At 65.5% G+C, this 18,580-nt stretch carries 16 protein-coding genes; 12 read left to right on the top strand and 4 right to left on the bottom strand.

Features of this window, described 5'->3' with window-relative positions; all coding sequences use genetic code 11:
- The first annotated feature begins 23 nt into the window (after positions 1-23).
- Positions 24-725 (top strand): rhomboid family intramembrane serine protease, encoded by a 702-nt coding sequence (locus DKT70_RS07640; RefSeq protein ID WP_111558587.1) that lies wholly within the window; start codon positions 24-26, stop codon positions 723-725.
- Here DKT70_RS07640 and murJ read toward each other — a convergent pair.
- The 3 genes from murJ to DKT70_RS07625 are packed head-to-tail and all read right to left on the bottom strand — an operon-like array spanning position 716 to position 6,261.
- Positions 716-2,251, bottom strand: coding sequence for a murein biosynthesis integral membrane protein MurJ (gene murJ / locus DKT70_RS07635; RefSeq protein WP_111558586.1), 1,536 nt, complete (start codon positions 2,249-2,251; stop codon positions 716-718). The two genes, DKT70_RS07640 and murJ, sit on opposite strands and share 10 nt — an antisense overlap.
- Positions 2,248-4,995 carry a [protein-PII] uridylyltransferase gene (locus DKT70_RS07630; RefSeq protein ID WP_233490475.1) on the bottom strand — a complete coding sequence of 916 codons (2,748 nt, stop codon included), beginning with the start codon at positions 4,993-4,995 and terminating at the stop codon, positions 2,248-2,250. The genes murJ and DKT70_RS07630 overlap by 4 nt, the downstream gene beginning before the upstream one ends.
- Positions 4,996-5,052: 57 nt before the next feature.
- Complete coding sequence (locus DKT70_RS07625; protein ID WP_111558584.1) at positions 5,053-6,261, bottom strand: penicillin-binding protein activator; 1,209 nt, start codon at positions 6,259-6,261, stop codon at positions 5,053-5,055.
- 111 nt (positions 6,262-6,372) lie between these two features.
- Between DKT70_RS07625 and rsmI the strand changes: the two genes are divergently transcribed.
- The 3 genes from rsmI to gshB all read left to right on the top strand — a co-directional run bounded on the left by rsmI (position 6,373) and on the right by gshB (position 8,663).
- The gene (rsmI, locus tag DKT70_RS07620) at positions 6,373-7,281 is read left to right on the top strand and encodes a 16S rRNA (cytidine(1402)-2'-O)-methyltransferase (protein ID WP_111558583.1); all 909 of its coding nucleotides are present in this window, start codon (positions 6,373-6,375) and stop codon (positions 7,279-7,281) included.
- Positions 7,281-7,646: a YraN family protein gene (locus DKT70_RS07615; RefSeq protein WP_111558582.1), complete on the top strand. Its 366-nt coding sequence runs from the start codon at positions 7,281-7,283 to the stop codon at positions 7,644-7,646. The genes rsmI and DKT70_RS07615 overlap by 1 nt, the downstream gene beginning before the upstream one ends.
- Before the next feature lie 66 nt (positions 7,647-7,712).
- Positions 7,713-8,663 (top strand): glutathione synthase, encoded by a 951-nt coding sequence (gene gshB, locus DKT70_RS07610; protein ID WP_111558581.1) that lies wholly within the window; start codon positions 7,713-7,715, stop codon positions 8,661-8,663.
- Here the strand turns inward: gshB and DKT70_RS07605 are convergent.
- Positions 8,660-10,174 (bottom strand): YifB family Mg chelatase-like AAA ATPase, encoded by a 1,515-nt coding sequence (locus tag DKT70_RS07605; RefSeq protein ID WP_111558580.1) that lies wholly within the window; start codon positions 10,172-10,174, stop codon positions 8,660-8,662. The genes gshB and DKT70_RS07605 overlap by 4 nt on opposite strands.
- A gap of 129 nt (positions 10,175-10,303) precedes the next feature.
- Here DKT70_RS07605 and coaBC point away from each other — a divergent pair, with 129 nt between their 5' ends.
- The 8 genes from coaBC (at position 10,304) to DKT70_RS07565 (ending at position 18,580) form a co-directional block, all read left to right on the top strand.
- On the top strand, positions 10,304-11,512 hold the full coding sequence (gene coaBC / locus DKT70_RS07600) for a bifunctional phosphopantothenoylcysteine decarboxylase/phosphopantothenate--cysteine ligase CoaBC (RefSeq protein ID WP_111558579.1): 1,209 nt from the start codon (positions 10,304-10,306) through the stop codon (positions 11,510-11,512).
- Positions 11,509-12,591 carry a cysteine desulfurase family protein gene (locus DKT70_RS07595; protein WP_111558578.1) on the top strand — a complete coding sequence of 361 codons (1,083 nt, stop codon included), beginning with the start codon at positions 11,509-11,511 and terminating at the stop codon, positions 12,589-12,591. Before coaBC ends, DKT70_RS07595 begins: the two co-directional genes overlap by 4 nt.
- A gap of 3 nt (positions 12,592-12,594) precedes the next feature.
- Entirely contained in the window at positions 12,595-14,115 is a 1,521-nt protein-coding gene (gene sufB, locus DKT70_RS07590; protein ID WP_111558577.1) for a Fe-S cluster assembly protein SufB, read from the top strand.
- A 77-nt stretch (positions 14,116-14,192) separates the two neighbouring features.
- Positions 14,193-14,948 (top strand): Fe-S cluster assembly ATPase SufC, encoded by a 756-nt coding sequence (gene sufC / locus DKT70_RS07585; RefSeq protein ID WP_111558576.1) that lies wholly within the window; start codon positions 14,193-14,195, stop codon positions 14,946-14,948.
- Positions 14,948-16,291, top strand: coding sequence for a SufB/SufD family protein (locus DKT70_RS07580; protein WP_111558575.1), 1,344 nt, complete (start codon positions 14,948-14,950; stop codon positions 16,289-16,291). The genes sufC and DKT70_RS07580 overlap by 1 nt, the downstream gene beginning before the upstream one ends.
- Positions 16,264-16,782: a hypothetical protein gene (locus DKT70_RS07575; protein ID WP_233490473.1), complete on the top strand. Its 519-nt coding sequence runs from the start codon at positions 16,264-16,266 to the stop codon at positions 16,780-16,782. Before DKT70_RS07580 ends, DKT70_RS07575 begins: the two co-directional genes overlap by 28 nt.
- Positions 16,779-17,372, top strand: a complete 594-nt coding sequence (locus DKT70_RS07570; RefSeq protein ID WP_111558574.1) for a YIP1 family protein — start codon at positions 16,779-16,781, stop codon at positions 17,370-17,372. Before DKT70_RS07575 ends, DKT70_RS07570 begins: the two co-directional genes overlap by 4 nt.
- Positions 17,369-18,580, top strand: coding sequence for a cysteine desulfurase (locus DKT70_RS07565; RefSeq protein WP_111558573.1), 1,212 nt, complete (start codon positions 17,369-17,371; stop codon positions 18,578-18,580). The genes DKT70_RS07570 and DKT70_RS07565 overlap by 4 nt, the downstream gene beginning before the upstream one ends.

The following is an 18,580-nucleotide window of genomic DNA, read 5'->3' as shown; positions in this document are numbered from 1 at the left end:
TCCGCAACCGCCAAGGAAACGCCATGCGTCAAGGCCTGACCGAATCTCCGCTGAACCCGCTGCCGCCCGTGATCTGGTTGCTGACCCTGCCCGTCATCGCCTCCGAGGCGGCGTTTGCCCTGGCGCAGGCGGGCTTTCTGGGCGGTGCCGAGGGCGTGGGCCTGCGCCTTAACGCCATCCGCATGACGGCGCTGCCCCCCGAACTGTTCCAGCGCATCTGGAGCCTTGGTGCCTTCGACATCGACCAGATGTACCGGGCGCTGTCCTTCAACTTTGTCCACACGTCCTTGACGCATGCGCTGTTCGTGGTGGTCTTCACGCTGGCGCTTGGCAACCTGGTGGCCCAGCAGTTCCGGCCCTTGGCCGTGGTCGCGCTGTTCCTGGGATCGGCCATCGGGGGGGCATTGATCTATGCGGCGGTGCTGCAGGTCATCGGTGCGCGGCCGTCACTGCTGATCGGGGGCTATCCAGCCGTCTATGGGCTGGTGGGCGCCTTTACCTTCCTGCTGTGGACCAAGCTGGCGGCGGTGAATGCCAACCGCCTGCGGGCCTTCAGCCTGATCGGCGTCCTGCTGGCCTTCCAGCTGGTCTTCGGCCTGGTCTTCGGCGGCGCAGGAACCGGCTGGATCGCCGAAGTGGCGGGCTTTGCCACCGGGTTCCTGCTCAGCTTCGTACTGGTCGATGGCGGGTTGCAGCGGGCGCTGACGCAGATGCGTCAGCGCTGACCCCGGCGGATGGCGGCCTTCAGTTCGGACAGGCGATAGGCCCCGGTGATGAACGCCAGCGAGAAATAGATCGCCGCCCCGCCAAAGACCAGGATCGCCAGCCCGACGCCCCGACCGGTGCCCGCAGCCTCCAGCCATTCGCGCATCCCCCATAGGGCCGCGGCCATCAGCGCCGAGGCCGTCAGGATGCGCGGAAAGGCCCGGACCAGCCGTGCATCCGCCCGTGCCGCCTGACCCATCTCGCGCGTCCCGAGCCACAGTTGGGCGACCATGACCCAAGCCGCGATGGTCGTGCCAAGCGCCGCCGCCAGGAAGCCCAGGAACGGCATCAGGCTGAAGGCCGCGACCGCGTTCACCACCATCGAGATGACGGCAAAGCGCAGCGGCGTGCGGGTGTCTTCACGCGCAAAGAACAGCGGTTGCAGGATCTTTTGCAGCACGAAGGCCGGCAGACCGATCGCATAGACGATCAGCGCGGCCGCCGTCTGCTGAGTGTCGAAGGCAGAAAAAGCGCCGCGCTGGAACAGGGTGGAAACCATGGGTTCGGCGATGACGGCGATGGCAAATGCGGCGGGCAGGGTCAGGAACAGCCCGAATTCCGTCGCGCGGCTATAGGCCGACTGGCCGCCTGCGTGATCATCGGCGCGGATGCGGCGGGCCAGTTCGGGCAGCAGAACCACCGCCACCGCAGCCCCCACCACGCCAAGCGGCAGCTGATACAGGCGGTCCGAATAGGACAGCCAGCCGATCGCCCCGTCAAAGCGCGATCCGACTTGGCGACCGACCAGCAGGTTGATCTGCACCACGCCGCCCGCAAAGGCCGCGGGCAGGGCTACGGCGATCAGGCGGCGCATATCGGGGGTTAGGCGCGGGCGCCGCGGGCGGAAGGTCCAGCCGCTGCGATGCGCGTCCCACCAGACCAGCGCCAACTGGGCGATGCCCGTGACCGGCGTGGCCCAGGCCAACGTCAGCCCCAAGTCCCAACCCTGCCACTGCCCCAGCCCCATCGCCACGATGAACAGCAGGTTCAGCAGCACCGGCGCCGCCGCCGCCGCCGTGAAGCGGCCATTTGCGTTCAGCACCCCCGAAATCATCGAGGCCATTGAGATCAGCAGGATATAGGGGAAGGTGATCCGCCCGTATTCCACCGCCAGATCAAAGCGTTCATCGCCAGCGAAACCCGACGCCATCAGCCAGACCAGACCCGGCATGAAGATCATCGCCACGGCCGACAGGACCATCACCGCTGCCAGCAGGCCCGAAAACGCCTCTGAGGCGAAGCGCTGCGCCTGTGCGTGATCCTCCAACTTCTTGGAAAACATCGGCACGAAGGCGGTGTTGAACGCCCCTTCGGCAAAGAAGCGGCGGAACATGTTGGGCAGCGACAGCGCAATCAGGAACGCCTCGGCCACGGGGCCTGTGCCCAGCCACGCCGCCATCAGGATGTCGCGCACAAAGCCCGACGCACGCGAAATCAGCGTCCAGCTTCCCACTGCCAGGAAGCCACGCACCAGTCCGGATTTCATCCCTGTTCTGCCTCTGCCCGTTTCACGCCGTCGGCGATCGCCGTCCGCAGTTTCTTTTCCAGCGCCTCGCGTTTCGAGGCGCTGTGGAGTTTCAGACCGAACATGTCCTTGACATAGAAGCTGTCGACGACCTGCGCACCAAAGGTGGCGATCACCGCGCTGACGATCTGGATATGGTTCGAGGCCAGCGTCCGCGTCAGGTCGTAAAGCAGACCCGGACGGTCGCGGGTATCGACCTCGACGATGGTATAGATGTCGCTGCCTTCGTTGTCGAAGGTGATATGGGTCGGGAACTTGAATTCCCGGTTGCGCTTTTTCGGCTTGTCGCGGGTCGCGAAAGCCTCACGCGCGACGATCTCGCCGCTCAGCGTCCGCAGAATGGTCTGGCGCAGCTTGGGCAGGCGGTCTTCGGCAAAGGGGTGACCCTCGGCGTCCTGGACCCAGAAGACGGCGGTGGCATAGCCATCGCGCGTCGTATAGGTCCGCGCATCGACCACGTTGGCGCCCGTCAGGGTCAGCGCCCCGGCCAGCCGCGAAAAGATGCCGGGATGGTCCGACAGCACGAAGGCCGTGCGCGTCGCGTCGCGATCGGGATCGGCACGCAGGTCGATGCGGATTTCATCCGGTCCGATGCCGCGCAGCAATTCGGCAAAGACCGTGTGGGATTGCGTCGGCAGGCCGGGCCAATAGGCATCGTAATGGCGGGCGATCTCGGCGCGGATGGCGCGGGCATCCCAACCCTTGGCAACCAGCATGTGGCGCAGCGACCGCTTGGCCTCGTTCTGGCGCTTGTCGCGGTTCAGCTCCTCCAGCCCGTTTTCCAGGGCGGCGGCGGTTTCCTGGTGCAGCGTGCGCAGAAGCGCCGCCTTCCAGTTGTTCCAGGTGCCGGGGCCCACGCCGCGGATGTCGCAGACCGTCAGCACCAGCAGCTTGTCCAGCCGCTTGCGGGTCTTCACCGCCTTGGCGAAATCGCGCAGGGTGCGCGGATCGCTGATGTCACGTTTCTGCGCGACGTCCGACATCAGCAAGTGGTTGCGCACCAGCCATTCGACCGTGTCGATATCTTCCTGATTGAAGCCGAAACGCGTGGCGATGCGCCGCGCGATGCGGGCGCCCAGGATCGAATGATCCTCGGGGCGGCCCTTGCCGATGTCATGCAGCAGGGTCGCCAGATACAGCACCCGGCGGTTCACTCCGTCCTCGATGATCTGGCTGGACAGGGGCAGGTTTTCGGGGTGTTCGCCGCGCTCGATCTCGGCCAGGGCGGCGATGCACTGGATGGAATGTTCGTCGACCGTATAGTGGTGATAGACGTTGAACTGCATCATCGCCACCACCGGTTCGAATTCCGGGATGAAGGCGGCCAGAACGCCCAGCTCGTTCATGCGGCGCAGGGCGCGTTCGGGGTTTCCATGCTTCAGCAGCATGTCCATGAAGATGCGGATCGCCTCGGGGTCGGATTGAACCTTCTCGTCGATGAGGTCCAGATTGGCGGCGACAAGACGCATCGCATCGGGATGGATCAGCACGCCCGTCCTCAGGGCTTCTTCGAAGATACGCAGCAGGTTCAGCGGATCGGCCAGAAAGGTCGCTTCGGATTCATAGGACAGGCGACCCTGCTGATCGATAAACCCCGGCTTCATCTTGCGTTTGCGACGGAACAGCCGACCCAGGAATGGGGCGGTGCGGACGTGCTGGGTTTCCAGCGCGGCCAGAAAGACGCGGGTCAGTTCACCCACGCGCGTGGCATGGCGGAAATAATCCTGCATGAAATATTCGACGCCGCGCCGCGCGGTCGTATCGGCATAGCCCATCCGACGGGCGACCTCGACTTGCATGTCGAAGGACAGCACATCCACCGGACGCCCCGAGATCAGGTGCAGATGGCAGCGCACGGCCCAGAGGAAATCCTCGGCCTGCCAGAAGGCCAGATGTTCGTCGCGCGAAAAGACGCCCAGATCGACCAGTTCGACCGCGCGATCGACGCGGTGGATGTATTTGGCGATCCAGTAGAGCGTCTGCAGGTCGCGCAGGCAGCCCTTGCCCTCCTTGACGTTGGGTTCCAGGACATAGCGCTGGCCCCCTTGGCGGGCATGGCGAGCGGCGCGTTCGTCCAGCTTTGCCTCGATGAATTCGGGCACGGTGCGTTCGAACAGTTCGTCCCACAGGCGCTGGCGCAACTCCTGGGCCAGCGGCGCGTGGCCGGTCACCAGCCGGTGTTCCACCAGCGATGTGCGGATCGTCATGTCGCCTTCGCCAAGACGCAGGCAATCGTCGACGCTGCGGATCGAATGGCCGATCTTCAGCTTCAGGTCCCACATCATGTAAAGCATCGATTCCACGACGCTTTCGGCCCAGCCCGTTATCTTCCAAGGCGTCAGGAACAGCAGATCGACGTCGGACGCGGGGGCCATCTCGGCCCGGCCATAGCCGCCCACGGCCAGAACGGCCAGCCGCTCGCCTTCGGATGGGGCATCCAGCGGGTGAAGCCGCGTGACCGCCACATGATGGACGGCGGTGACGATCTGATCGGTCAGGTTGGCGATGGCACGCACCGTTTCGCGGGCAGCGCGGGGATGGGTCGCGAAGGATGCCTCGATCGCCTGCATCCCGTCGGCGCGCGCCTGCATCAGCAGGGTGACGGTTTCGCTGCGGATGCGGCGGGGTTCGTCGATATCCTGCAGGCGCGCATCCAGCGCCCGCAGAAGCTCGTCCCCGTCACGGGAAAATTGCGCCCCGGTCATGTCCCGGGCGCCGTCGGTGACGCCGTTCAGTGCCATGTCTTGTCGTGCCGTTCCCGTTTACGATCCGAACCCGCGGGTGGTGCGCGGTGCGGGGTCCAGAATGACGAGCCTGCCATCGCGGATGGTCGCGACCGAAAGGCCCCGTTGCGAGGTGCCGTCACGCTTCAGGCGGAAGATGCCGGCCACGCCCGAAAAGCCCGCGGGCTGGGTCAGGCCGGTCGTGGTCAGCGCGTTGCGCTTGCCCGCGCGCACCAGCGACGCGATGGCCGCGACCCCGTCATAGGACAGCGATGCCAGCTGGTGCGGCGCCTCGCCATAGGTCTGGGCATAGCGCGCCTCGAATTGCTGTTGCAGGCCTTGGTCGGGAATGGCGAACCAGCCTTCGGCCAGCTGCGGCATGCCCAAGCGGTCGCGCGGCTGGTCCCAACGGGTCAGGCCCATCATCTGGGTTACAGGCGAGCGCACGCCGGCCTTGGCCAAGTTTTCGGTCAGATAGGGCAGCACGGCCTGGTTGTTGGCCGTCATGAAAATCGAATCGACTTGGCCTGACTGGACAGCCTCGGCCACGCGCGGGGTCGCCGCATCGATCCCCGAGATCGACACCGGGTGATTGACTCGGCCCGCCAGACGCGCGCCATTGCGGGCGATGGCGGTCTGGATGGCGCGTGCGCCCAACTGGCCCGCGACGTCATCCTCGGCCACCAGCAGGACGTTGCGCTTACCCTGACGGACGCCATAGCGCACCAGCCGATCGGCGATGTTGTCGAAGCTGTTGCCCAAGGTGAAGACGTTGCCGCCCGCGATCTCGGTATTGTTCGAGAAGGTCAGCACGTTGATGTTGCGCGACAGCATGGCATTGCCGACGGCGTTTGCATTGCCCGCGAAAAGCGGCCCCAGGATGATCTGCGCGCCCGCATCGGCGGCCGCATTGGCCTGGGCGACAGCCTGTGCCTCGGACCCTGCGGTGTCATAGATGCGCAGGTCGATGCTGGCACCCTGGGCGTCCGCCGCCGCCATCTTGGCCGAGTTGCGCAGGCTGCGCGCCAGCCATTCCATCTCTTGCGATGACGTGCCGCCGGGAACCAGCAGCGCGACCCGAACCGGCTGGCCCGGTTCGATCATCTGCCCGATCTCGGGGCCGCTGGCACGTTCGGTCATGGCGACAGGGTCGCAGGCGGCCAGGAACAGCGCCGAGATCACGGCGGTCGTGCGGATTGCGGCCCGGCGCAGGCGCTGTCCGGGCCGGGTTGTGGCGGATGCAAACATGTGAAACTTCCCTGTCAGATGATACGCGGCGCGCTTATGGTGGCAGACTAGGACCTGAGCCCGTGATTGGCAATCAGCGCCACCCCGCAACCGCGACGACAGGAGGGTTCGATGACCGACCGCAACGACCGATTGGATGCCGAATCTCCGCGCCGCCTGACCGCTCATGTCGAGGCCGCGCGCCTGGACGGCGGTCTTTACCTGGTGGCCACCCCCATCGGGGCCGCGCGCGACATCACCCTGCGGGCGCTGGACGTGCTGAACAGCGCCGACATGCTGGCCGCCGAAGATACGCGCGTCCTGCGCCACCTGCTGGACATCCACGGCATTCCGCTGCGCGGGCGGCGTATCCTGGCCTATCACGACCACAATGGCGACCGGGCCCGCCCGGCGCTGATGGCGGCCCTGGCCGATGGGGCCAGTGTGGCCTATTGTTCCGATGCGGGAACGCCGCTGGTGGCCGACCCCGGCTATCGCCTTGCCGTTGACGCGGCCGAGGCAGGCGCGCGGGTCCATGCCCTGCCGGGGCCGTCATCCTCGCTGGTGGCGCTGTCGCTGTCGGGGCTGCCAAGCGATCGCTTCCTGTTCCTGGGTTTTCCGCCCTCGACGGCCACGGCGCGGCAGACCTTTTTGAAGACCTGGACGGCGGTCGATTCGACGCTGATCCTGTTCGAAAGCCCGCGCCGGGTGAACCGCACCCTGACCGACCTGGCCGCCATCGACCCGAACCGCATGACCGTCATCGCCCGCGAGCTGACCAAGAAATTCGAGGAGGTCATCCGCGGCACCGCCCGGGACCTTGCCGCCGACCCGCGCATGGCGACCCTGAAGGGTGAGGTCGTGATGGTGTTGGACCGCCCCGGCGAAACGGTCGTGGACGAGGCGCAGCTGGACGACGTCATCCAGCGCCACATGGCCAGCATGTCCGTCAAGGATGCCGCGCGCGAGGCCGCGCAGGAACTGGGCCTGCCCAAGCGCGACGTCTATCAGCGCGCCTTAGCGCTGGCCGGGCAGCGCTGATGCGCAGCCGTCGTGGTCAGGTTGCGGCCATGTCGGGACAGATGGCCGAGGAAGCCGTCGCACGCCTCTACCAATCGCGCGGCGCCACGGTGCTGGAAACCCGCTGGCGCGGCGCGGGGGCCGAAATCGACCTGATCCTGCGGGACGGCGACGATCTGGTTTTTGTCGAGGTCAAGGCCGCCGCGACCCACGCCGCCGCCGCCCTGCGCATCCTGCCCGCCCAGATGGGGCGGATCATGCAGGCGGCGCAGGATTATTGCGGGCAGGCGGGGCTGGGGCAGGACGCACCCATGCGGTTCGATGCGGCACTGGTGGACGAAATGGGCCGCATCGACTTGATCGCGAACGCCTTCGACGCCACCTGAACCCCCTCGGGCTTGCATCCGCGACAGGCGCAGGTCACAACAACCTCAAAGTTCAGGAGGGGCAGCATGAGCCTTTACGTCGCCTTGCAGATGGACCCGATCGAAAATGTCTCGATCGACGCCGACAGCACGTTCCGCATCGGGCTGGAGGCCGAGGCCCGCGGCCACAGGCTGTTCCAGTATACCGTCGACCAGTTGCGCTATGACGAAGGTCGCGTCATCGCGCGCGGGCGCCCCGTCACCCTGCGTCGCAAGCAGGGCGACCACGTCACCTTCGGCGATTGGGCCGAGGTCGAGCTGACCGAGTTCGACGTCGTCTGGCTGCGTCAGGACCCGCCCTTCGACATGGGCTATGTCACCTCGACCCATCTGCTGGACCGGGTGCATCCGGGCACGCTGGTCGTGAACGACCCGTTCTGGGTCAGGAACTGCCCCGAAAAGCTGATGGTGCTGGATTTTCCCGACCTGACGCCGCCCACCATGATCGCCCGCGATCCGGCCGCCTTCCGCGCCTTTCGCCAGCGCCACGGAGAGATTATCGTCAAGCCGCTTTACGGCAATGGCGGCGCGGGGGTGTTCCATCTGAAGCCGGGTGATCCGAACCTGTCTTCGCTGCTGGAAACCTTTGCCGGCATGAACCGCGAACCGATGATCGCCCAGAAATACCTGGCCAAGGTCACCGAGGGCGACAAGCGTATCATCCTGGTCGATGGCGAACCCGTCGGCGCGATCAACCGCGTCCCGCTGGAGGGTGAGGCACGGTCCAACATGCATGTCGGCGGTCGCGCCGAACAGATCGGCTTGACCGAACGCGAATACGAGATCTGCAAGCGCATCGGCCCGGTTCTGCGCGAAAAGGGTCTGATCTTCACCGGCATCGACGTGATCGACGGCTGGCTGACCGAGATCAACGTGACATCCCCCACCGGCATCCAGGAACTGGAGCGTTTCGACGGCATCAACGCCGCCGAGGCCATGTGGGAAGCGATCGAGCGTCGCGTGGCCGAAAAGGCCTAACCGCCCGCGACGAAGGGCAGGCGATAGCTGATCGCCTCGGCCAAGTGATGGACCTGCACCGGGTCCGATCCTTCCAGATCGGCGATGGTGCGGGCGCTGCGCAAAATGCGGTGATAGCCCCGCGCCGTCAGCCCCAGCCTGTCCGCCGCCTTGGAAATCAGCGCCCGCCCGGCATCGTCGGGCGCGGCGACCTGTTCCAGCAGCGTCCCCGAAGCATCGGCATTCACCGTCACCTGCGGATGGTCCGCATAGCGTTCGGCCTGCAGCTGCCGCGCCTGCGCCACGCGGGCCGCAACCGTGGCGGATGTCTCGCCCCCCGCCTCGCGGTCCAGATCCTGAAAGGTGACGCCCGGCACCTCGAGCCGCAGATCGAAGCGGTCCATCAGCGGGCCGGATATCTTCGACATGTAGTCCCCGCCGCAGACAGGCGCCCGCGAACAGGCCCGCGCCGGATCGGCCAGATAGCCGCAGCGGCAGGGGTTCGCCGCCGCGACCAGCAGGAAGCGGCAGGGATAGCGGACATGGGCGTTGGCGCGGGCGACCATCACCTCGCCGCTTTCGATGGGCTGGCGCAGGGTGTCCAGCAGTTGGCGTGGAAATTCGGGGAATTCGTCCAGGAACAGCACGCCGTTATGGGCAAGGCTGATCTGGCCGGGCTTGGCGCCGCGTCCGCCGCCGACGATGGCCGGGACCGATGCCGTGTGGTGGGGTTCCTGAAAGGGTGCGTGCCGGGTGATGCCGCCATCGGGCAGCGTGCCCGCCAGCGAATGGATCATCGAAGTTTCGAGCGCCTCGCGCGCCGACAGGGGCGGCATCAGGCCGGGGATGCGGGCGGCCAGCATGGATTTGCCCGCGCCGGGCGGACCGACCATCAGCATGTGGTGACGCCCGGCGGCGGCGATTTCCAGCGCCCGCTTGGCGCGTTCCTGGCCCTTGACCTCGGACAGGCAGCCGACGGGGGGCGCATCGCCGACCAGGCCGGGACGGGCGGGGGTGATGGGGCTGCGGTCGGTCAGGTGGTCGACGACCTGTTTCAAGGTCTCCGCCGCCAGCACCGGCACCGCGCCGACCCAGGCTGCCTCGGGGCCGCAATCGCGGGGGCAGATCAGAGCGCGGTCGTCTTCCGAGGCGGCCATCGCGGCAGGCAGGGCGCCCGTCACCGTCACCAGCCGCCCGTCCAATGACAGCTCTCCCAAGGCGACGCAGCGCGCGACTTCCTCGGAGGGGACGATCTGCAGGGCGGCCAGAACCGCAAGCGCGATGGGCAGGTCGAAATGCGACCCTTCCTTGGGCAGGTTGGCGGGCGACAGGTTCACCGTGATGCGCCTGCTGGGCATGGCGATCGACAGCGCGCCAAAGGCCGCCTTGACCCTTTCGCGCGCCTCGCTGACGGCCTTGTCGGGCAGGCCGACGATGGAGAAGCCCGGCAGGCCGGCCGCGACGGCGCATTGCACCTCGACCAGGCGGGCCTCGATGCCGTCGAAGGCAACGGAATAGGCGGTGGCGACCATGCATCCTCCCACGATGTCGCGGAATGGTTAACGTGGCAGGGTTAAGGAGGAGTTAACAATCAGCCGCTTCCTTGCGGCAGGGGGGGATGGCGGTTATCTGTGCAGGGCGCAAGGAAGCGGGGCGATGCAATGCTGGGCAAACGAATTCTGTTGATCGTCGGCGGGGGGATCTCGGCCTACAAGATCCCGCAGCTGATCCGGTCGATCCGCGCCCAAGGCGCGTCGGTGACCCCTGTGCTGACGGCGGCGGGCGCGCAGTTCACCACGCCCATGACCCTGTCTGTCCTGGCCGGAGAACCCGTGCACGACACCCTTTGGGACCGCAATTCCGAGGCCGAGATCGGCCATATCCAGCTGTCGCGCAACGCCGATCTGGTCGTGGTCGCCCCCGCCACGGCCGACATGATGGCCAGGATCGCGCAGGGGCTGGCCAACGACCTGGCCTCGACCCTGCTGCTGGCGACGGACAAGCGAGTGCTGATCGCGCCGGCAATGAACGTGCGGATGTGGGACCACCCGGCGACGCGGCGCAATCTGGCGACCCTGCGGGGCGACGGCATCCTGACCGTGGGACCCGACAGCGGTGACATGGCCTGCGGCGAATACGGCCCGGGACGGATGGCCGAACCCGATGCGATCATCGCGGCGATCCGCGATGCGCTGACGCCTGAGGCGCAGCCACTGTCGGGGCGGCATGTCATCGTGACATCGGGGCCGACGCATGAACCCATCGACCCGGTGCGCTATATCGCCAACCGCTCCAGCGGGGTGCAGGGAGCGGCCATCGCGGCAGCGCTGCGGGATCTGGGCGCGCGGGTCAGCTTCGTGACGGGGCCTGCGGCGGTTCCGCCCCCGGCGGGGGTCGATGTCATCGCGGTGGAAACCGCCCGCCAGATGCGCGATGCGGTGGGGGCTGCCCTGCCTGCCGATGCCGCCGTGATGGCTGCCGCCGTGGCCGATTGGCATGTGGTCGGCGCATCCGACAGCAAGATCAAGAAGGACGGCAGCGGCCGGCCACCGGCGCTGGACATGGCCGAAAACCCCGACATCCTGGCATGGATCAGCCGCGCGGAGGAACGGCCCGCCCTGGTGGTGGGTTTTGCCGCCGAAACCGACGACGTGATTGCCAACGCGACCGCCAAGCGGCTGCGCAAGGGCTGTGACTGGATCGTGGCGAATGATGTCAGCCCGGCGACGGGGATCATGGGTGGGACCGAAAACGCCGTTACTCTGATCGGTGAACACGGTGCCGAAGAATGGCCCCGCATGGGCAAGGACGCGGTGGCCGCCCGCCTGGCCGACCGCATCGCAGCCCATCTGAACGGAAAGACGACATGAGAACCTATCTGGACTGGAACGCGACCACCCCTCTGCGCCCCGAGGTCAAGGCCGCGATCGTCGAGGCGCTGGAGATTTCCGGCAACCCGTCCTCGGTCCATACCGAGGGACGCGCCGCCAAGATGGCGATGGAACGCGCGCGTGAACGGGTGTCGGTCGCGCTTGGCGCCGAAGGGGCGGATGTGGTCTTTACCTCGGGGACGACCGAGGCGGCGGCGATGGTGCTGGGGGGCCGGAGCATCCGCTGCGCCGAGGTGGAACACAGCGCCATCAAGGTCTGGTGCGACGCCACGCTGCCGGTGGATGCGGACGGCATCGTCACCGTGGATGATCCGGCGACGAGCAGCCTGCAACTGGCCAACAGCGAAACCGGCGTGATGCAGGACCTGCCGCAGGGGTTGGCCTCCAGCGATCTGACGCAGGCCTTCGGCAAAGTGCCCTTTGCCTTCAACTGGCTGGGAGTGACGGCGGGCTTCGTCAGCGCGCACAAGTTGGGCGGCCCCAAGGGTATCGGTGCGCTGATCCTGCGCAAGGGCACTGATGTTCCTGCCCTGCTGCGCGGGGGCGGCCAGGAACAGGGACGCCGCGCGGGGACCGAGAACCTGATCGGCATCCTGGCCTTCGCCGCCGCCGCTGAGGCCGCGCAGCGCGATTTGGAAAGCGGATTGTGGGATCAGGTGGCCGCACGGCGCGACCTGCTGGAGGCGCGCCTCTGCGACATCGCGCCCGAGGCTGTCATCGCGGGAAAAGGCGCGCGGCGCTTGCCGAACACCACCTGCCTTCTTACATCGGGGTGGAAGGGCGAGACCCAGGTCATGCAGATGGATCTGGCGGGCTTTGCGATTTCGGCAGGTTCGGCCTGTTCGTCTGGCAAGGTTCGCGCTAGTGGCACGCTGCAGGCGATGGGTTTTGATGATCAGCATGCGCAATCGGCGATCCGGATATCGATAAGCCCAGCTTTGGGCGATGATCAGATCAACCGATTTGCGGATGCCTGGGAAAAGTCGTATTCACGCTGGCGCGACAGACATGGCGTGACGGGAATGGCTGGGCAGGGGCCCGCCACCAAGGAAGGATAAGGGATGACGGGTACCACCGATCTTGACGTGCGCGAAGGCGTCGACCGCGAAACGGTCGAGACCGTGCAGAACATGGGCAGCTATAAATACGGCTGGAACACCGAGATCGAGATGGAATACGCGCCGAAAGGCGTGAACGAGGATATCGTCCGTCTGATCTCGGAGAAGAACGGCGAACCGGAATGGATGACCGACTGGCGGCTGGAAGCATACCGCCGTTGGGTCACCATGACCGAGCCGAAATGGGCGATGCTGAACTATCCCGAGATCGACTATCAGGATCAGTATTACTATGCGCGCCCCAAAAGCATGCAGGAAAAGCCGAAATCGCTGGACGAGGTCGATCCCAAGCTGCTGGCGACGTATGAAAAGCTGGGCATTCCGCTGAAGGAACAGATGATCCTGGCCGGTGTCGAGGGTGCTGAAAACGCGCCTGCCGAAGGCCGCAAGGTCGCTGTGGACGCCGTCTTTGACAGCGTCAGCGTCGGCACGACCTTCAAGGATGAACTGGCCAAGGCAGGCGTCATCTTCTGTTCGATCAGCGAGGCGATCCGCGAACATCCCGAACTGGTGAAGAAGTACCTTGGCACGGTCGTTCCGGCCTCGGACAACTATTTCGCCACGTTGAACAGCGCAGTCTTCTCGGACGGGTCCTTCGTTTATATCCCCGAGGGCGTCAAATGCCCGATGGAGCTGTCGACCTATTTCCGCATCAATGCCGAAAACACCGGCCAGTTCGAGCGCACGCTGATCGTGGCCGAAAAGGGCAGTTCGGTCAGCTATCTTGAGGGCTGCACCGCCCCCAAGCGCGACATCGCGCAGCTGCATGCGGCCGTGGTCGAGATCGTGGTGCTGGAAGATGCCGAGGTGAAATACTCGACCGTCCAGAACTGGTTCCCGGGCGACGAAGACGGCAAGGGCGGCATCTATAACTTCGTGACCAAGCGCGCCGATTGCCGCGGGGCGCGCGCCAAGATCATGTGGACCCAGGTCGAAACCGGTTCCGCGATCACTTGGAAATACCCGTCCTGCATCCTGCGCGGCGATGACAGCCAGGGCGAGTTCTACTCGATCGCCATCGCCAACAACTGGCAGCAGGCCGACACGGGCACCAAGATGATCCATCTTGGCAAGAACACCAAGTCGCGCATCGTGTCCAAGGGCATCTCGGCGGGGCAGGCGCAGAACACCTATCGCGGTCTGGTGAGCATGCATCCGCGCGCCGTCAACAGCCGCAACTATACCCAGTGCGACAGCCTGCTGATCGGCGACAAGTGCGGCGCCCATACCGTGCCCTATATCGAGGTCAAGAACACCTCAAGCCGGGTCGAGCACGAGGCGACCACCAGCAAGGTCGATGACGACCAGCTGTTCTATTGCCGTTCGCGCGGGATGGACGAGGAAGAGGCCGTGGCCCTGGTCGTCAACGGGTTCTGCCGCGAGGTGCTTCAGGCGCTGCCGATGGAGTTTGCCATGGAAGCCCAGGCCTTGGTCGCCATCTCGCTGGAAGGCTCGGTGGGCTGAACATTCGGCCGGGTCTTCGGGACCCGGCCACCTGATATCACGGCGCCCAAGGGGCGTCTTTGCCGTTTGAGGGAATTATGCTGAAAATCAACAACCTGCACGTCAAACTTGAAGAAGAGGACAAGCAGATCCTGAAAGGTCTGTCTTTGGAAGTGCCCGCAGGTGAGGTTCACGCCATCATGGGCCCGAACGGGTCGGGGAAATCCACGCTGTCTTATGTGCTGTCGGGCCGCGACGGCTACGAAGTCACCGACGGCGAAGCCACGCTGGACGGTGAAGACCTGCTGGACATGGACCCCGAGGTTCGCGCCGCTGCCGGTCTGTTCCTGGCCTTCCAGTACCCGGTGGAAATCCCCGGCGTCGGCAACATGACCTTCCTGCGCACCGCCGTGAACGCGCAGCGCAAGGCGCGCGGCGAGGTTGAGCTAACCGCGGGCGAGTTCCTGAAGGAAGTCCGCGCCAAGGCGGCCGAGCTGCAGATCAGCCCTGAAATGCTGAAGCGCCCGGTCAATGTCGGCTTCTCGGGTGGTGAGAAGAAGCGCAACGAGATCCTGCAGATGGCCATGCTGCAGCCGCGCATGTGCATCATGGATGAAACGGATTCGGGTCTGGACGTCGACGCCATGCGTCTGGTGTCCGAAGGCGTGAACGCCCTGCGTTCGCCGGATCGCAGCTTCCTGGTCATCACCCATTATCAGCGCCTGCTGGACCACATCAAACCCGATGTCGTCCACATCATGTCGAACGGCCGCATCATCAAATCCGGCGGCCCGGAACTGGCGCTGGAAGTCGAACATAACGGTTACGGCGATTTGCTGGCGGAGGCCGATTGATGTCCGATACCGCCGTGAAACCCATCAATGAGGTGACGCCGCAGGTTTCGGGCAATCCGAAGGCTGCCAGCGCACTGGAAGATCGCCTGGCCGCGATCACCATGCCCGACGCGGGCTTCAGCGCCGATGCGCGCGCAGATGCGATGGCGCGTCTGCGTGCCATGGGCCTGCCTGCGCCGCGGGACGAATATTGGCGCTATACCGACCCGCGGGCATTCAACGCGCCCCGGCCGGCGGCGCTGCGCTTCGACGCGAATGGGGCTGAATCGCCGCTGTTCACCGGTCGTGACAAGCTGACGTTGGTTTTTGTCGATGGTGCCTTCGACGAAGCCGCATCCGACGATCTGTCGCTGGAAGGGATCGAGATCACGACCCTTGCCAAGGCAGACGCTGCTGGTGACCACTGGTCCGCGGATCTATACGGCCAGCTGGAACTGGCAGGGCAGACCCCGGTCAAGCGTCCGTTCGCGGCGCTGAACACCGCCGTCGCCCATGACGGTCTGCTGATCCGTGTGACGGGCAAGCCCTCCAAGCCGGTGCACGTGCTGTACCGTCGCGGCGCGGACGACGCGGACGCCGTCTGGCACCACGTCATCCGCGTCGAAGCGGGGGCCGAGATGACCCTGTTGGAAAGCGGCATGGCGGGCGCACGGTCGAATGGCATGCTGGAGGTCGATCTGGCCGACGGCGCCAAGCTGCATCACATCGCCGCCAAACGCGCCGTCGACCCCAAGGTCGGCCTGTCGCATATCTTCGCCCGCGTCGGCGCCGAGGCTCAGCTGAAAAGCTTTACCCTGGCTGTCAATGGCACGCTGATGCGCAACGAAGGCGCCATCGACATGGTCGGCGATGACGCGGTAGCCCATATCGCGGCTGCCGTGCTGGGCGATGGCGACAATGGTTCGTTCCACCATGACGATACCGTCTTCATCACCCATGGGGCCCAACGCGGTGAAAGCCGTCAGGTCTTCAAGAAGGTGCTGAAGAACGGCGCGACCGGGGTGTTCCAAGGCAAGATCCTGGTCAAGCCGGGCGCGCAGAAGACCGATGGCTATCAGATCAGCCAAGCATTGCTGCTGGACGAAAACAGCCAGTTTCTGGCCAAGCCAGAGCTTGAGATCTATGCCGACGACGTCAAATGTTCGCACGGGTCGACGACTGGGGCCATCGACGAGGAAGCGCTGTTCTATCTGCGCTCGCGCGGTGTGCCGCATGACCGCGCCATCGTCTTCCTGGTCCTGTCCTTCCTGGCCGACGCCCTGTCCGAGGTTGAGGATGACGACCTGCGCGACGACATCAATGATCGGTTGGAAGCGTGGCTGACAACGCGCCCGCAGATCTGAGATCCGCGCGCGGCGGCATGGTGCTGCGCGTGATCGAGAGCTGGTGGGCTCCGCGCCGGGTGGTGCGGAGCCTGTCCGGCATGCCCGACAGGGTGCTATTGGTGGTGCTGATGGTGGCGATGCTGATTTCGCTGATCGCGCAGGCACCGGGCCATGCGCGGGCTGCGGCGCTGGACCCCTCGGTCCCGCTCGAGGCGCGTATCGGCGGTGCGGTCATGGGCACGATCTTCATGATGCCGCTGCTGGCCTATGGCGTCGCAGCGTTGACGTCGCTTCTGGCACGGCTGACGCGCTGGCGGCTGGATCCGCTGGACGCGCGGCTGGCGCTGTTCTGGGCCTTCTTGGCGGTATCGCCGGCGATGCTGCTCTCCGGCATGGTGGCCGGGTTCATCGGGCCGGGGCCTGCCCTGACCCTGACGCAGACTGTTTCCGGCTTGGCGTTCCTGTTCATCTGGGCCGCCGGGATTTCGACATTGGCGAGACGCATATGACCTTCGACGACTTCAGGGCGCTGGTGCGTCTGACCCTTCGCGACCCCGAACGCGGGGCACATATGCTGATGGGGCTGCACCTGCCGATGGCGGTGCGCTGGATGGCGCTGCTGCTGGCGGTGTCGGTATCAGGGCTGCTGGCCTATCTGGCGGCGATGCTGTTTCCTGTGCCCGAGGCCGAAACCCCGCCCATGTATTCCATGGTTCAGCAACCGCTGGTCATGGCCGGAATGCAGATGGTGGCGATCGTGATCGGCGCCGGACTGATGACCGGCGTCGGGCGGATGTTTGGCGGGCAGGGCAATTTCGCCGATGCGCTGCTGCTGACCGTCTGGATCGAGGTGATGCTGCTGCTGATCCAGGTTGCGCAGATCATCCTGTCGCTGGCGCTGCCTGCGCTGTCGGGCCTGCTGGGCTTGCTGGCGATCGCCATGTTCCTTTGGCTGACGGTCCAGTTCACCAAGGCGCTGCACGGCTTTGCCAGCGGCCCCAAGGTGATGCTGGGTCTTTTCGCGACACTTTTGGCCATGGGCTTTCTGCTGTCATTTTTCGCCGCCTCGTTTGGCCTGCTGCCGGAGATGCCGCAATGAGTTTTGACGTGAACGCCGTCCGCGCCGATTTTCCCATCCTGTCCACGCAGGTCAACGGCAGGCCGCTGGTCTATCTGGACAGCGGTGCCAGCGCCCAAAAACCGCAGGTCGTGATCGACGCAATCAGTCGCGCCTATGAGGGCGAATATGCCAATGTCCATCGTGGCCTGCACCATCTGTCTAATTTGGCGACGGACAATTACGAACGCGTGCGCGGCATCATCGCGCGCTTTCTGAACGCCCCCCATCAGGACGAGGTGATCTTCACCTCGGGTTCGACCGAGGCGTTGAACTTGGTCAGCTATGGCTGGGCCGCCCCCCGGCTGCGCGAAGGCGACGAAATCGTGCTGTCGGTGCTGGAACACCACGCGAACATCGTCCCGTGGCATTTTCTGCGCGAACGTCAGGGCGTCGTTCTGAAATGGGTCGAACCCGAACCCGATGGCAGCCTGTCGCCCGAAAAGGTGCTGGAGGCGGTCGGTCCGCGCACGAAGCTGATCGCGGTCACCCATATGTCGAACGTGACGGGAACCGTGGTCGACGTGGCCGCCATCGCCGCGGGCACCGATGTACCGGTGTTGGTCGATGGCAGCCAGGCTGCGGTCCACATGCCCGTGGACGTCGCGGCGCTTGGCGTCGATTTCTACTGCATCACGGGGCACAAGCTTTACGGGCCCTCGGGTTCGGGCGCCATCTGGATCAAGGCCGACCGCCAAGCCGAGATGCGGCCCTTCCTGGGCGGCGGCGACATGATCAAGACCGTCGCCCGCGACCAGATCACCTATAACGACCCGCCCTTGCGCTTCGAGGCAGGGACCCCCGGCATCGTCAACCAGATCGGCCTTGGGGTCGCGCTGGAATACATGATGGGGCTGGGGATGGAAAACATCGCCGCCCATGAACGCACCTTGCGCGACCACGCCCGCGCCCGGTTCCGCGACCTGAACTGGTTGCAAATTCAGGGCGATGCGCCGGGCAAGGGGGCGATCTTTTCGATGGTCATGCAGGGTGCCCATGCGCATGACATCTCGACCATTCTCGACAAGCGGGGAATCGCGGTGCGGGCGGGCAGCCATTGCGCCATGCCCTTGATGGAATTCTTTGGTGTCAATGCCAGCGCACGTGCATCCTTCGCGATGTACAACACTGTTGAAGAAGTGGACGCCTTGGTCGAAGGATTGAGCTTCTGCCACGAGCTTTTCGCCTGA

This window comes from Paracoccus sediminilitoris (assembly GCF_003259195.1).
GTDB classification, from domain to species: domain Bacteria; phylum Pseudomonadota; class Alphaproteobacteria; order Rhodobacterales; family Rhodobacteraceae; genus Paracoccus; species Paracoccus sediminilitoris.
The sequence above is the reverse complement of the archived record's forward strand: the minus strand, read 5'-3'. Positions and strand labels throughout refer to the sequence as shown.